The sequence below is a fragment of the Peribacillus deserti genome, from assembly GCF_002863585.1.
Lineage (GTDB): Bacteria > Bacillota > Bacilli > Bacillales > DSM-1321 > Paraperibacillus > Paraperibacillus deserti_A.
Genome location: NZ_PGUY01000007.1, coordinates 1 through 13,881 on the forward strand (window position 1 = coordinate 1; position 13,881 = coordinate 13,881).

Consider the following 13,881-nt stretch of genomic DNA (forward strand, 5'->3'; position numbering starts at 1 on the left):
TGTCTGGTAGTTATGGCGAAGAGGCCACACCCGTTCCCATCCCGAACACGGAAGTTAAGCTCTTTTGCGCCGATGGTAGTTGGGGGCTCTCCCCCTGTGAGAGTAGGACGCTGCCAGGCAGGATTTTAAATATCTTATTACCGTCGCGGGGTGGAGCAACGAGCATAACCTCCATGTCAATTCTGCGAGTTGTACCGATTGAGCTGCTGCTTGGGATTCTTTCTGAAATCGGGACAGTCGGGAAAATATAAAGCATAAGGAAAAATTTAATACTTATTATCGTCGCGGGGTGGAGCAGTCTGGTAGCTCGTCGGGCTCATAACCCGAAGGTCGCAGGTTCAAATCCTGTCCCCGCAATCATATGACTAAAAAAGCGAAACTCTGTTTCGCTTTTTTTATTGAATCCATGAGATGATTTGTCTCTTTTCAGTAAAATAAGGTAAACTACATATATCAATCTTTTTCCTTAGGAAGATGCTTCTCCTCCTAAGGTTTTTTTATAGCATGAGAAAACTTTATAATCAGGTGAATATATGACATATGAAATCATAACTAAAAATGTGGAAGAAACAACGGCTTTTGCTGTTCACTTATCAGGCCATTTAATGCCAGGTGACGTTATAGCCCTCGAAGGGGACCTTGGGGCTGGCAAGACTGCTTTTACAAAGGGGATAGCTAAAGGGCTGGGTATCACTAGAAATGTCAATAGTCCTACCTTTACCATTATTAAAGAATACAAAGGGCGTCTGCCTTTATATCATATGGATGTGTACCGTATGGAGGATGAGGAAGAAGACTTGGGCTTCGACGAATATTTTATGGGTGAGGGAGTATCCATTGTAGAATGGGCTCATCTTATTGAGAATCAGCTGCCAGTGGAAATATTGCATATACACATTTACCATCATGAGAATAATTCTAGACGTCTTGTCTTTTCACCGGCTGGAAAAAGATATGAAGATTTATGCAAGGAGATTTTTAAATGAAAGTATTAGCTATCGATACGTCCAACTATGTTATGGGGATTGCCTTAATAGAAGAGGGGAAAGTTCTAGGTGAATATATCACTAACTTGCAAAAGAACCATTCTGTCCGGGTGATGCCCTGTATAGAGGCACTATTGAATGAATGTAGTGTAAAACCAACAGAATTAGATAAAATAGTAGTTGCTAAAGGTCCTGGTTCATATACTGGAGTACGTATTGGAGTCACTATTGCAAAAACGCTTGCTTGGACTTTGAAGATTCCTCTAGCTGGAGTATCGAGCCTGGAGACACTTGCTGCGAACGGCCGCTTTTTTAACGGGCTCATCTCACCCCTATTTGATGCACGGCGGGGCCAGGTATATACAGGACTATATGAATTTAGGGACGGAGTTCTTAGAAGTGTCAGGGAAGACCAGAATATCCTGCTCTCTGACTGGGCTCAATCGTTAAAGGATCTGGCAAAGCCGGTTCTATTTTTGGGCAACGATGTACCGATACATCAAGATACTGTGAACGACATTTTAGGGGATGCATCTGTATTTGGATCCATTTCTATGTACAATCCCCGCCCAAGTGAGTTAGCATTTCTTGGCTTATCAAAGCCAGATGAGGATATTCATACATTTGTCCCTAATTATATCCGTCTGGCTGAAGCAGAAAGTAAATGGCTGGAACAGCAAAATAATTCATTATAAGGAAGAGAGAACAATGGGGAATACTTTAACTTATCGATTAATGAATATTGGGGACATTGACCAGGTTTTAGAAGTCGAGCATCTTTCCTTTTCTCTCCCCTGGAGCAGGGAAGCGTTTATGAACGAACTGCTTAATAATAAGCATGCTGTTTATCTGGTTCTAGAAGAACAAGACAGAATTATCGGGTATTGCGGTGCTTGGGTAGTGCTTGATGAAGCCCATATCACAAATATCGCGATTTTACCCCAATTCCGCGGGCGGAAGCTGGGAGAGGCATTATTAGTCAAAATGATTCAGACTGTGCGGAATATGGGGTCACTTACCGTAACTCTGGAGGTTAGAGTCAGTAATATAGCTGCGCAGTCTTTATATAGGAAATTAGGATTTCAAAATGGCGGAATAAGAAAAAGCTATTATACAGATAACTATGAGGATGCATTAGTAATGTGGGTGAATTTAAGATGAAGGATCAAATTATTTTAGGTATTGAGACAAGCTGTGATGAAACAGCTGTAGCCGTTGTGAAAAATGGCAGAGATATTATCGCAAATGTGGTTGCTTCCCAAATAGAAAGCCATAAGCGTTTTGGAGGAGTAGTTCCTGAAATCGCTTCTAGACATCATGTTGAAGAAATTACCTTTGTTATAGAAGAAGCTCTTAGGCAGGCCGGAATAGAATACAGCAACATTGATGCAATAGCTGTAACAGAGGGGCCCGGTCTTGTGGGAGCACTGCTTATAGGAGTAAATGCTGCTAAGGCTCTTTCCTTCGCACATAATATCCCTCTAATAGGGGTTCATCATATTTCCGGCCATATCTATGCCAACCGTCTGGTAACTGAATTAAAGTTTCCTCTGATTGCTCTAGTCGTGTCCGGCGGGCATACTGAATTAGTCTATATGAAAGAACATGCTTCATTCGAGGTAATCGGCGAAACCAGGGACGATGCAGCAGGAGAGGCGTATGATAAGGTAGCAAGGACTTTAAGTATGCCATATCCGGGCGGCCCTCATATTGACCGTCTGGCACACGAGGGAGAGCCTGTAATTAAGCTTCCGAGATCCTGGCTGGAAGAAGGTTCTTATGATTTCAGCTTTAGCGGACTGAAATCTGCTGTAATTAACACCTTGCATAACGCTGAACAGCGTGGAGAACAGATTAATCCCGCTGATTTAGCTGCAAGTTTCCAGGAAAGCGTGATCGAGGTCTTAGTCGGGAAAACTCTTAGAGCAGCCAGGGAATATGATGTTAAACAAGTATTGCTTGCAGGTGGAGTGGCAGCCAATAAAGGGCTCAGATCGGCGCTTACGGATGCTTTTGCTGATATCCCAGCAGTTGAGCTGATTATACCGCCTTTATATTTATGTACAGACAATGCAGCTATGATAGCCGCAGTGGGCAGTGTGTTATATGAAAAGGGCAAAAGGTCTGATTTAGCTTTAAATGCTAATCCAGGTCTAGAAATGTAAGAAAAGTGGTCTCCTTATTAACAGGAGACCATTTTTTTGTGGATATAGTCAATTTTCTAAAAATTTTGTGTATAACTTTTTATAAGGATGAATTTTGTGTGTTGATAACTGTTAGTTTTGTGGATAAACCACTTATTTAATGTGGATAATGTGGAAAAGTGTGTTGATAGCTTATTTATCCTTGGTTCTGGTGTGGATAATAATGTGTATAAAAAGTATAAATTTTACCTTTGAGAAAGAAATGAAGGTGGTATAAGAGTAAAATGTACAAGCTTAAGGAAAGTAGAGGGAAATTTAATTGGTTTGCGAGCAAGGATTCTGTAATGGGTACAATACTAGCTTAAAGCCATACATATTTTAAGCTGCTCACCTTCGATTATTTCACCAGCCGCTTTGAGAGAATACATCAATATTCAGCCTCCGATTATGTCTATCTGCATACATCCAGTTCCTTTCATATAAAAAACCGGAGCAATCACTCCGGCTTAGCTTTCTAATAATAGCTCCTCGATTTCAGCCCATTCTTCCAAAATCTCGTCTAATTCTTTTTGTACAGACTCTAGTTTTGAGTTAATCTCCAGCACTTTTTCATGATCTTGAAAGATTTCCGGATTGCACAGCTGCTCATTATATTCCTTGATTCGAGGCTCAAGTATATCAATGGCCGCTTCTATTTCCTCTAGTCTTCTTCTTCTCTGACGTTCTAGCTTTTGAGCTTCTTTATCTATTTTATGAGACGTTTTATGAGGCTTAGGCTCAGCAGCAGGCTGTCTGCCTTCTATAGCGGCTATTTCCTGCTGTTCCTGTTTTTTCATCATATAATAGTCGTAATCACCGAGAAATTCCTCTGAACCATTTTTAGAAAGCTCGATAACTTTTGAAGCAATTCTATTAATGAAATACCGGTCATGCGATACGAATAATATGGTTCCCGGATAATCCACTAAGGCATTTTCTAATACAATTTTGCTATCCAGATCCAAATGGTTTGTCGGTTCGTCCAAGATTAACAAATTGGCTTTTTCCATCATCAGTTTGGCCAGTGCCAGGCGGGCTTTTTCGCCGCCGCTTAATGCTGAAACAGGTTTGAGAACATCATCGCCTGAAAATAAAAAGTTGCCGAGGACGGTCCGGATATCTTTTTCATTTTCACCTGGATATTCATCCCACAACTCATTTAGCACTCGTTTATTGGATTTAAGATTTGCCTGATTTTGGTCATAGTAGCCTATCTTTACATTCGTCCCTATGTGGAACGATCCGTCCAGGGCAGGCATTGCACGAATGATGGTCTTAAGTAATGTGGATTTACCTATTCCGTTTGGACCAACAAGTGCTATGCTCTCGCCCTTCGAGATTCTGAACGAGATATTCTGAGATACAGGTGCATTGTCATAACCAATTGCCAAGCTGGATAGATTAAGTACCTCATTACCACTTGGCCGATCAATACCAAATCTAAAAGAAGCCGATTTTTCTTCACCTTGCGGCCTGTCCATCACTTGAATTTTTTCGAGCTGCTTTCTTCGGCTTTGAGCTCGTTTAGTGGTGGAAGCCCTGGCAATGTTTTTCTGAACAAAATCTTTCAGCTTTTCGATTTCATCCTGTTGTTTTTCGTATTGTTTCAATTCCCGTTCGAAATCTTCCGCTTTAAAAATCAGGTACTGCGAGTAATTTCCAATGTATTTTTTTATGGACGTCCTTGATATTTCGTATACCTGATTGACCACCTTGTCCAAAAAATACCGGTCATGCGATACAATTAAAACAGATCCAGAATACCCCTGCAGATATTGTTCAAGCCAGGTAAGCGTCTCAATGTCTAAATGGTTTGTCGGCTCATCCAGTATGAGAATGTCAGGTTTTGTAAGCAGCAGCTTCCCGAGGGCCAGCCGGGTTTTCTGTCCGCCGCTCAGAGTAGATATTTTAGTCTTAGGATCAAACTTGGAGAACTGAAGACCGTGCAGGATGGAACGGATATCTGCCTCGTATTGATAGCCGCCCAGTTCCTTGAATTGAATCTGTGCTGAATCATATTCTTTCAGGATTTTTTGATACCTTGCCTCATTGTTATACGTATCAGGATCAGCCATACTCGTTTCGAGCCTCCGCAGTTCTTTTTCAAGGTTCCGAAGAGGTTCAAACACCGTAAGCATTTCATCCCAGATGGATAAAGAGGATTCCAGACCTGTATCCTGTGCGAGGTAACCAATCGTTACATCTTTCGGTTTGATTATTTCCCCGCTATCATAAGATAAGAAACCTGCTATAATCTTTAGGAGAGTTGATTTACCTGCTCCATTTCTGCCTACAAGAGCAACTCTGTCCCGATTTTGGATTTCGAGTTTAATATTAGAAAGAGCCACTTCGGCTCCGTAGTATTTCGTTAAAGAATTTACCTGAAGTAAGATCATTGTATTCACCTCAATATACCGTTAGTTTACCTTATTTCATGCCAAAGGGGAAAGTATAAGATAGGTAGAAGGAATTAATATATTAGCTCTAATAAGACTGGAAATATTCTTTGTGATATATTTAACAGAACATCATACACAGATTTAAATAAATAGTGTATCATCGAAAGAGAGGCGATTATTTTGGGAGAACTCACACACTTTAATGAGCAGGGACGAGCACGTATGGTGGACGTAAGCCATAAACCGGAGACCGTACGGACGGCGATTGCTCAATCAAGCATTACGATCAATCAAGAAATCTATACAAAAATAGAAAATCGTGAACTAAAAAAGGGCGACGTCCTTTCAGTGGCCCAGGTAGCAGGCATAATGGCATGTAAAAATACATCAAGCATCATTCCGATGTGCCATCCTATTCCTATTAACGGCGTTGACATTTCTTTTAGATGGGAACCTAAAGAAAACGGGTATGAACTGATTATTACCGGTTCTGTTAAGACGAAGGGAAATACTGGTGTTGAAATGGAAGCGCTGACAGCCGTATCGGCCGCGGCTTTGACCGTATATGATATGTGTAAGGCTTTAGACAAAGGCATGATCATTGGTCCCACTTTCCTTGTCGAAAAAACAGGCGGGGTTTCAAGCAGGGATTTTACAAGGAATCCATAAAAGGTATATCAATGAAATGTAAAAGGGGAAACAGCTATGGCTCAAGAACAAGTGAAAATACCTCAAGCTACTGCAAGAAGGCTGCCGCTTTATTATCGTTTTTTAAATAATTTACACTCTCAGGGGAAGCAGAGAGTCTCTTCTGCTGAACTGAGTGAGGCAGTTAAAGTAGATTCAGCGACCATCCGTAGGGATTTTTCCTATTTTGGTGCACTGGGAAAAAAAGGGTATGGATATAACGTAAACTATCTGCTGGGCTTTTTCCGGAAGACTCTCGACCAGGATGAACTGACAAAAGTTGCTCTTATCGGGGTGGGAAACCTTGGGACGGCATTCCTAAACTATAACTTCCTGAAAAATAATAATACCAAAATAGAAATTGGCTTTGATGTTGATGAAAGCAAGGTAGGAACAGCGATAGGAGATGTTCCAATCTATCATATGGATGAGCTTCAGGAGAAGCTGATTGAGGAAGGGATAACAGTCGCCATTTTGACTGTTCCGGCTCCCGTTGCCCAGCCGATCACGGATTCTCTCGTCGAGGCGAATATCAAGGGAGTTTTGAATTTTACACCTGCACGTTTAAATGTCCCTCCGTCCATAAGGGTTCACCACATAGACCTTGCTGTTGAATTACAATCCTTTGTATACTTCTTGAAACATTATCCTATAACAGAAAAAGAATTATTGTAAAAGCTCTGTCCTAGTGATTGCAGCCAGCGGAACCAGGTTTCTGCAGGAAGTACGGGAACCCCATTGGCGTATATGCTTCCCTTAACCTCCTATTATAATCAACATAATTCTAAACATCGGCTTTATTATAGCCATATAAAAAAAGGAGCCCTCGAAAGGCTCCTTTTTATTTAGTCAATTTCCTTAATTTAAAGTAGAGTGCAAACATTCTTATTGCTGATGCAAAGTCGAGTGTTGCCAAAAAGACAAGAAAATAGGAGAAAAATCCCCAGCCTGTCTGCGAGACATTCTGTGTAGCAAACACAGTAAATAATATACCAAGTCCTAAATATATGACTGCCATAAATAATGGCGACTGCTTTCTCATAAAATTCCTCCTATAAAGCCTTGAACCTTCTCTGCATCATTCATCATTTTTTCAATATCATCTTTATAGACACTCTGAACAATAACCACCAGTGTATTCATAGCCACGTGGGCGAAGATCGGAACAATGATTCTTTTTGTTTTTACATATAAAAATGCAAACGAAAAGCCCATTGCTGAATATAAAAGCAGGTGAGCCGGTTCACCGTGTACCAGGCCGAATATAAGTGAACTGATCAGGGCCGATATAATAAAGTTAAATCTCTTATATAAAGCCCCAAAAATGATTTTACGAAACACTATTTCTTCTAGAATGGGGCCGATTATTGAACTGACCACAATTACCAGAGGGACCGCTTCAATCAGCTGCACAATCTGCTTCGTATTCTCAGAACCCGGATCGATTCCGATGAGCCGCTCAATGTTCCCTGCAATAGACTGTGCAAATAAGGAAATGAATACACCGCCTATGGCCCAAAGGATTGAGGCTGTAACAGGCGCAGCTTCCCGTGCGTACATATTTTTTTTCATATCCTTACGGAGCAGCAATAGTATGATAATCAATGCTGCAATAAAGCTGATTACAATCCAGTAGGCACCCGCAGTTAAACTTACCCTTTCAGCTGGCAGCCCTGCGTTTCTTTGGATAAGTCCTAATATGGGAACGCCAATTATGCCAGAAAGCTGCATGGCAACATACACAATAATGACAAGCCAGTACTCTCTTTTCAATATATGTGGTCTCCTTTTGTCTGACTTTTATACCTCATATAAAGGCCATTTTACTAACTGTTTGGAAGTTGTTCAAATAATTAAGTCTGAACATGTCCTAATAAGACTATACTATATTAGTCTTAATCTGGTAACGAAAGAAAATTAATCCCAGTGTTGAAAAAAGTTTAGCTTCATGCTTGCAAAAATGGTTGGTTTTATTTAATATAATAATTGGTGTTAGCACTCTAAGTCGCCGAGTGCTAATAATTCAAATCTTACTTACCTATATTTGAGGAGGTTGTTTCAATTGTTAAGACCATTAGGTGATCGCGTAGTAATTGAACTTGTTCAATCTGAAGAAAAAACTGCAAGCGGTATCGTATTGCCGGATACTGCAAAAGAAAAGCCTTCAGAAGGAAAAGTTGTATCTGTTGGAACAGGACGTGTTCTAGATAACGGTGAAAAAGTCGCTTTAGAGGTTTCGGAAGGCGATCGAATCATCTTCTCAAAGTATGCTGGAACTGAAGTGAAATACGAAGGCAATGAATACTTAATTCTTCGTGAAAGTGATATTTTAGCTGTAATCGGCTAATCATTTTCCATAAAACATACTTAGATTTAGTTTATGTTTAATACTTACTTTTTATAATTTCAGGGAGGTAATGAAACAATGGCTAAAGATATTAAATTTAGTGAAGAAGCCCGCCGCTCTATGCTGCGTGGGGTAGACGCTCTTGCAAATGCTGTTAAAGTAACACTTGGACCAAAAGGACGCAACGTGGTTCTTGAGAAGAAATTCGGTTCTCCGCTTATTACTAATGACGGTGTAACGATCGCGAAAGAAATTGAATTAGAAGATGCATTTGAAAATATGGGTGCTAAGCTGGTTGCTGAAGTTGCCAGCAAAACAAACGATGTTGCCGGTGACGGTACAACGACTGCTACTGTTTTAGCTCAGGCTATGATCCGCGAAGGATTAAAGAACGTAACAGCTGGTGCTAACCCAATGGGCATCCGCAAAGGTATTGAAAAAGCTGTAACGGTTGCTATCGAAGAGCTGAAAGCTATCTCTAAGCCAATCGAAAGCAAAGCTTCTATCGCACAAGTTGCGGCTATCTCCTCTGCCGACGAAGAAGTAGGACAATTGATTGCTGAAGCTATGGAGCGCGTTGGAAACGACGGTGTAATCACAATTGAAGAATCTAAAGGATTCACTACTGAATTGAATGTTGTAGAAGGTATGCAGTTCGACCGTGGATATGCTTCTCCTTACATGGTAACTGATTCTGACAAAATGGAAGCAGTTCTTGATAATCCATACATTTTAATCACTGATAAAAAAATCGCAAGCATCCAGGAAATCCTTCCAGTGCTTGAGCAGGTAGTACAGCAAGGCAAACCATTGCTATTGATTGCGGAAGATGTTGAAGGTGAAGCTCTTGCGACACTTGTTGTGAACAAACTTCGCGGAACATTCAACGCAGTTGCTGTTAAGGCTCCTGGCTTCGGTGACCGCCGTAAGGCAATGCTTGAAGACATCGCTGCATTAACTGGCGGTGAAGTCATCACTGAAGAATTAGGCCGTGACCTTAAATCTGCTTCTATTGAATCCCTTGGCCGCGCAGCTAAAGTTGTGGTTTCTAAAGAAAACACAACAATCGTTGAAGGTGCTGGAGACAGCGCGCAAATTTCTGGCCGCGTAAACCAAATCCGTGTTCAATTAGAAGAAACAACTTCTGAATTCGACCGTGAAAAGCTACAAGAACGTCTTGCTAAATTAGCTGGCGGAGTTGCAGTAATCAAAGTTGGTGCTGCTACTGAAACTGAACTTAAAGAGCGCAAGCTTCGCATTGAAGATGCTCTGAACTCTACTCGTGCTGCAGTTGAAGAAGGTATCGTAGCAGGTGGCGGTACTGCCCTTCTTAACGTATACAACCGTATTGCAGGCATTGAAGCAGACGGCGATACTGCTACTGGTGTGAACATCGTTCTTCGTGCAATCGAAGAGCCTGTACGCCAGATTGCTCACAATGCAGGCCTTGAAGGTTCTGTAATCGTAGAACGCCTAAAACGCGAAGAAGTCGGCACAGGCTTCAACGCTGCAACTGGCGAATGGGTAAACATGATCGACTCCGGTATCGTTGACCCAACTAAAGTTACACGTTCTGCACTACAAAACGCGGCATCTGTTGCAGCTATGTTCTTAACAACTGAAGCTGTAGTTGCTGACAAACCAGATGAAAATGCTGGCGGCATGCCTGATATGGGCGGCATGGGCGGCATGGGTGGAATGGGCGGCATGATGTAATAAGCATCAAAAAGGCTTACTATATAGGGGTTTTTAAGTGGGTATAATTGCTCATACTTTTACTCATAGTAAGCAAAAAATGCTCGCTTTTTTCACAAAACCCATCTTATCAGAGAAGGTCTTTCATCAGTTCACTGAACTGGTGGGAGGCCTTTTCTTCATTGTGGGCAGTGTATGAGCAGAAACATCATAGTCCCATTAATGCTGAATGTCTTGAATTCTCCTTAACCTCCTATACTGCTACTCCTGCTTCAATCAAAAGGGACAAGTGAAGAGTTATGATTAACGAAAGCGTTTTATATCGCTGAAAGGGGCCAGACCGAACAATCGAGCATATTCACGACTGAATTGAGAAGGACTCTCATATCCAACTTGAATGCAGCATTTGCAGCTTCCTCTGTCTCAGAAAGCATGAGGCAACTAGCCTCTTGTAACCTTAATTGTTTTTGATATTGCAAAGGACTCAATCTCGTAACTTGTTTAAAATGATCATGCAAGATGAAGAACTCATGTTAGCGGTTAAAGCTAGTTCTTCAATGCGCAAAGGCTTAGCAAAATCTTGCTTTATCATATGAATCACTTTGGCGATACGCTGCGCATGACTACCGATCATTGCTGTCTGTTTTACAGAATCACCTTGTTCATCCTGTAGTATTCGGTATAGAATTTCACGGATCACTAAGGTGCGAGTACGGGAATATCCTCTGGTGCATCTAAAATTAACTGTGAAAAAGAATTGACCCTTTCGGTTATTGGCGGGAAGTGGAAAATGCTTATTTTATGGCATTTAGGCAAAGAAGGGACCAAGCGGTTTGGCGAATTAAAAGCCCTTATGCCGGGCATTACGCAAAGAATGCTGGTGAATCAGCTGCGGGAGCTGGAAGATGATTTTATTGTAAAACGTCAAGTATACCCAGTTGTTCCGCCAAAAGTAGAGTATTCACTCACTAAGAAGGACATACTTTGCTCCCGATTCTGGATTCTATGTACAAGTGGGGAAAAAACTATATGGAAAATGTGATGGGCACTCCAGCAAATAAAGCGTCTATTAAATAGCAATCCTTCCAACTAAAGACCACAAGTAGACGTTAAAAAGTCAAGAGTTGTGGTCTTTTTTGTGCAGTGGCTAAGGGGAACGTACCCTATCACCTTGTTATTGGAAATCGACTATATCAACCGTTCAAGCTATTATAAATGGAAAGCAACTCAGCCACAATGTAAAGAAAAGGCTAGGCAGGAACAGGATTTACGGGATCACCACAATGACAAACGAACTCAAAACAAACTAAAAAACGCGCGCCAATTGAATATCGGCACGCGCTAATTGAATAGTTTTTTTACATTGTCTACTTGATGGGAACAAGACCATTATTATTTTAAAGTGTTTTTTTTATTTTACATCTTCGTTGACTCACTGGTGTCTTCTCAGAATTAGCCTTATCATTAATTGTTAAGATAGCCCGAAAACAAATGGTGTTAATTTGGATAAATGGTTTACTACTTTATTCCAAATTGGCATGTTTGCCGTACATCGTATTGGTATCTAAGCCTTTTTTGTCCATGAACCTCAGGATCACAGCATCGTAAAAAAGTAAGAGAGTTTGCTCAAAAAGAGAGCCCATCGGCTGGATTGTTTTATAGTCGCCTTCTGACTGGTCTTTGGGCGAGCCAGGCAATTTTATTGCGATATCCGCTAATTTTCCGATGGTGGATTCAGGAAATATTGTTGCTGTTGCAATAGTCCCACCGATGTTTTTTGCATTCGCAGCCATGGAGACCAAACTTTTTGTTTCTCCTGAACCTGATCCGATGATCAAAATATCATCCTTTTCAAAGTTAGGGGTTACGGTTTCGCCAATCACATAAGCATCTATCCCCATGTGCATCATTCGCATTGCAAAGGATTTACCCATAAGCCCAGATCTTCCTGCACCAGCTACAAAGACCTTCTCTGATTCAAGAATCCCGTTAACCAGTTTTTCAGCTTCTTCGTCAGCTATTAATTTTACTGTACGATTAAGTTCTTTTATGATTTCAGCTAAATATTGAGTAGTCTGCATAATTGGTATTAGCCTTGTTTAACCAATTTTTGCATTTGGGCAGCTGCACCTTTAATATCAGTTTGTCCAGTGATACCGCCACCAACAATGACAAGGTCAGGTTGTGCTTTTATGACTTCCGAAAGTGTTTCTAATTTAATGCCGCCTGCAACTGCAGTTTTTGCATTTTTAACAACACGTTTAATGGTTTGAAGGTCTTCAAAAGAATTTTTCCCAACTGCCTGAAGATCGTATCCAGTGTGTACACAGATGTAGTCAACGCCAAACGCATCCACTTCTTGAGCACGAGTTTCAAGATCCTTCACAGCGATCATATCAACAAGGATTTTTTTGCCTTGTTTTTTAGCTTCTTCAACAGCACCTTTGATTGACATATCTTCAGCTGCTCCAAGGATAGTGATGATATCAGCGCCAGCTTCAGATGCCTTCATGACCTCATATCCGGCTGCATCCATAATTTTTAGGTCTGCTAACACTTTTAATGAAGGGAAAGCTTCTTTCATTTCTTTTACTGCTCTAAGACCTTCATTAATAACAACCGGCGTTCCGATTTCTACGATATCAATATGCTCTTCCACTTCTTTCACCAGTTCAATTGCTTGTGGAATGTTAACTAAATCTAATGCTAATTGTAATTCCATCTATACTTCACTCCTGATAATTTTTTTGTATAACAGTATTAATAATGCCCAATTCCCCAAATTAGGTCTCAGGCAAGTGTAACCAAAGTTCTCCTTTAACCATGTTACAGATGCCATTTTACTGGGTGTGTTAAATTATTGGAAGTACGCACATTATTTTTACATAGTGATAAAAAGTATACTATTGGTTATAATACAAGTCGGAAGTGATATGAATGTCAAGGATACAGGATAAAACATTTGACTGTGAAAAGGAATTGACCCTTTCTATTATTGGCGGTAAATGGAAGATGCTTATTTTGTGGCACCTCGGCAAGGAAGGGAACCAGCGTTTTGGTGAACTGAAGGCTCTCATGCCGGGCATTACCCAAAGAATGCTTGTTAACCAGCTTCGCGAGCTGGAAGAAGATCTGATTGTTCATCGCGAAGTTTATCCAATTGTACCTCCGAAAGTGGAGTATTCACTGACAGAACAAGGTAAAAGCCTGATGCCGATTCTTGATTCTATGTATAATTGGGGTGAAAACTATATGGAGAATGTCGTTGGGGACCAGGCAGAAAGAAAAGAGGCTATCAAGTAGAAAAATAATCCCTTCTTTTAGGATTCGCATTAACGGGCAGTAAAAGCCTACAAATGGAAGTTTCACTTTTTCTCGTATCGATACGCATTAAACAAGATTGGAGAAAAAATACTACATTCATTAAAGGAATCAGTAACTAAAAAGCCAATGGCAGCGATTTATGTATAGTCGCTGCCCTTGGCTTTTTTACTCTTGGTAGTCCTATCAATAGTATTATTTTTTATACTATGTTATATCAATGTACCTATATGTTAATAAAGTGCGTACTTACAAAAATAAAA

General features: G+C 40.7%; 14 protein-coding genes, 1 tRNA gene, 1 rRNA gene and 2 pseudogenes. 12 read left to right on the plus strand and 6 right to left on the minus strand.

Annotated elements, in window-relative coordinates:
* The first annotated feature begins 2 nt into the window (after positions 1-2).
* The 6 genes from rrf to tsaD all read left to right on the plus strand — a co-directional run bounded on the left by rrf (position 3) and on the right by tsaD (position 3,151).
* Positions 3-119, plus strand: a 5S ribosomal RNA gene (gene rrf / locus CUU66_RS02290).
* 164 nt (positions 120-283) lie between these two features.
* Positions 284-357, plus strand: a tRNA-Met gene (locus tag CUU66_RS02295).
* A 176-nt stretch (positions 358-533) separates the two neighbouring features.
* Positions 534-986 (plus strand): tRNA (adenosine(37)-N6)-threonylcarbamoyltransferase complex ATPase subunit type 1 TsaE, encoded by a 453-nt coding sequence (gene tsaE / locus CUU66_RS02300; RefSeq protein ID WP_101640075.1) that lies wholly within the window; start codon positions 534-536, stop codon positions 984-986.
* Positions 983-1,681 carry a tRNA (adenosine(37)-N6)-threonylcarbamoyltransferase complex dimerization subunit type 1 TsaB gene (gene tsaB, locus CUU66_RS02305; protein WP_101640076.1) on the plus strand — a complete coding sequence of 233 codons (699 nt, stop codon included), beginning with the start codon at positions 983-985 and terminating at the stop codon, positions 1,679-1,681. The genes tsaE and tsaB overlap by 4 nt, the downstream gene beginning before the upstream one ends.
* Before the next feature lie 13 nt (positions 1,682-1,694).
* The gene (rimI, locus tag CUU66_RS02310; RefSeq protein ID WP_101640077.1) at positions 1,695-2,147 is read left to right on the plus strand and encodes a ribosomal protein S18-alanine N-acetyltransferase; all 453 of its coding nucleotides are present in this window, start codon (positions 1,695-1,697) and stop codon (positions 2,145-2,147) included.
* Positions 2,144-3,151, plus strand: coding sequence for a tRNA (adenosine(37)-N6)-threonylcarbamoyltransferase complex transferase subunit TsaD (tsaD, locus tag CUU66_RS02315; RefSeq protein WP_101640119.1), 1,008 nt, complete (start codon positions 2,144-2,146; stop codon positions 3,149-3,151). The genes rimI and tsaD overlap by 4 nt, the downstream gene beginning before the upstream one ends.
* Positions 3,152-3,636: 485 nt before the next feature.
* Here the strand turns inward: tsaD and CUU66_RS02320 are convergent, their stop codons facing one another.
* Positions 3,637-5,565, minus strand: coding sequence for an ABC-F family ATP-binding cassette domain-containing protein (locus tag CUU66_RS02320; RefSeq protein WP_101640078.1), 1,929 nt, complete (start codon positions 5,563-5,565; stop codon positions 3,637-3,639).
* A gap of 183 nt (positions 5,566-5,748) precedes the next feature.
* On the opposite strand from CUU66_RS02320, the gene moaC reads away from it, so the two are divergent.
* Positions 5,749-6,237, plus strand: coding sequence for a cyclic pyranopterin monophosphate synthase MoaC (moaC, locus tag CUU66_RS02325; protein WP_101640079.1), 489 nt, complete (start codon positions 5,749-5,751; stop codon positions 6,235-6,237).
* Between the two features lie 36 nt (positions 6,238-6,273).
* A complete protein-coding gene (locus CUU66_RS02330; protein ID WP_101640080.1) occupies positions 6,274-6,930 on the plus strand; it encodes a redox-sensing transcriptional repressor Rex in 657 nt (218 codons plus the stop codon).
* A gap of 166 nt (positions 6,931-7,096) precedes the next feature.
* Here CUU66_RS02330 and CUU66_RS02335 read toward each other — a convergent pair whose 3' ends face one another.
* Together CUU66_RS02335 and CUU66_RS02340 are read right to left on the minus strand one after the other, a co-directional pair.
* Positions 7,097-7,297, minus strand: a complete 201-nt coding sequence (locus CUU66_RS02335) for a YdiK family protein (protein WP_101640081.1) — start codon at positions 7,295-7,297, stop codon at positions 7,097-7,099.
* Positions 7,294-8,028 (minus strand): CPBP family intramembrane glutamic endopeptidase, encoded by a 735-nt coding sequence (locus CUU66_RS02340; RefSeq protein WP_101640082.1) that lies wholly within the window; start codon positions 8,026-8,028, stop codon positions 7,294-7,296. Before CUU66_RS02340 ends, CUU66_RS02335 begins: the two co-directional genes overlap by 4 nt.
* 289 nt (positions 8,029-8,317) lie before the next feature.
* Between CUU66_RS02340 and groES the strand changes: the two genes are divergently transcribed.
* Both groES and groL read left to right on the plus strand, forming a co-directional pair.
* Positions 8,318-8,602, plus strand: coding sequence for a co-chaperone GroES (gene groES, locus CUU66_RS02345; protein WP_101640083.1), 285 nt, complete (start codon positions 8,318-8,320; stop codon positions 8,600-8,602).
* A gap of 78 nt (positions 8,603-8,680) precedes the next feature.
* Complete coding sequence (gene groL / locus CUU66_RS02350) at positions 8,681-10,318, plus strand: chaperonin GroEL (RefSeq protein WP_101640084.1); 1,638 nt, start codon at positions 8,681-8,683, stop codon at positions 10,316-10,318.
* Positions 10,319-10,600: 282 nt separating this feature from the next.
* Here groL and CUU66_RS24665 read toward each other — a convergent pair.
* Positions 10,601-11,038: pseudogene (locus CUU66_RS24665) on the minus strand (helix-turn-helix domain-containing protein); the annotation flags it as partial.
* Between CUU66_RS24665 and CUU66_RS02360 the strand changes: the two are divergent.
* Positions 11,016-11,374 (plus strand): annotated as a pseudogene (locus tag CUU66_RS02360) (winged helix-turn-helix transcriptional regulator). The pseudogenes CUU66_RS24665 and CUU66_RS02360 overlap by 23 nt on opposite strands.
* 446 nt (positions 11,375-11,820) lie before the next feature.
* On the opposite strand, the gene hxlB reads toward CUU66_RS02360, so the two are convergent.
* Both hxlB and hxlA read right to left on the minus strand, forming a co-directional pair.
* On the minus strand, positions 11,821-12,378 hold the full coding sequence (hxlB, locus tag CUU66_RS02365; protein ID WP_101640085.1) for a 6-phospho-3-hexuloisomerase: 558 nt from the start codon (positions 12,376-12,378) through the stop codon (positions 11,821-11,823).
* 8 nt (positions 12,379-12,386) lie between these two features.
* Positions 12,387-13,019, minus strand: a complete 633-nt coding sequence (gene hxlA, locus CUU66_RS02370; protein WP_101640086.1) for a 3-hexulose-6-phosphate synthase — start codon at positions 13,017-13,019, stop codon at positions 12,387-12,389.
* 215 nt (positions 13,020-13,234) lie between these two features.
* On the opposite strand from hxlA, the gene CUU66_RS02375 reads away from it, so the two are divergent.
* A complete protein-coding gene (locus CUU66_RS02375; protein ID WP_101640087.1) occupies positions 13,235-13,600 on the plus strand; it encodes a winged helix-turn-helix transcriptional regulator in 366 nt (121 codons plus the stop codon).
* Positions 13,601-13,881: the final 281 nt, after the last annotated feature.

What these genes read in the sequence shown, in the direction of transcription:
- tsaE (WP_101640075.1), top strand. Translation starts at nt 534, where the DNA reads ATGACATATGAAATCATAACTAAAAATGTGGAAGAAACAACGGCTTTT.
- tsaB (WP_101640076.1), top strand. Translation starts at nt 983, where the DNA reads ATGAAAGTATTAGCTATCGATACGTCCAACTATGTTATGGGGATTGCC.
- rimI (WP_101640077.1), top strand. Translation starts at nt 1,695, where the DNA reads ATGGGGAATACTTTAACTTATCGATTAATGAATATTGGGGACATTGAC.
- tsaD (WP_101640119.1), top strand. Translation starts at nt 2,144, where the DNA reads ATGAAGGATCAAATTATTTTAGGTATTGAGACAAGCTGTGATGAAACA.
- CUU66_RS02320 (WP_101640078.1), bottom strand. Translation starts at nt 5,565, where the DNA reads ATGATCTTACTTCAGGTAAATTCTTTAACGAAATACTACGGAGCCGAA.
- CUU66_RS02330 (WP_101640080.1), top strand. Translation starts at nt 6,274, where the DNA reads ATGGCTCAAGAACAAGTGAAAATACCTCAAGCTACTGCAAGAAGGCTG.
- CUU66_RS02335 (WP_101640081.1), bottom strand. Translation starts at nt 7,297, where the DNA reads ATGAGAAAGCAGTCGCCATTATTTATGGCAGTCATATATTTAGGACTT.
- groL (WP_101640084.1), top strand. Translation starts at nt 8,681, where the DNA reads ATGGCTAAAGATATTAAATTTAGTGAAGAAGCCCGCCGCTCTATGCTG.
- hxlB (WP_101640085.1), bottom strand. Translation starts at nt 12,378, where the DNA reads ATGCAGACTACTCAATATTTAGCTGAAATCATAAAAGAACTTAATCGT.
- hxlA (WP_101640086.1), bottom strand. Translation starts at nt 13,019, where the DNA reads ATGGAATTACAATTAGCATTAGATTTAGTTAACATTCCACAAGCAATT.
- CUU66_RS02375 (WP_101640087.1), top strand. Translation starts at nt 13,235, where the DNA reads ATGTCAAGGATACAGGATAAAACATTTGACTGTGAAAAGGAATTGACC.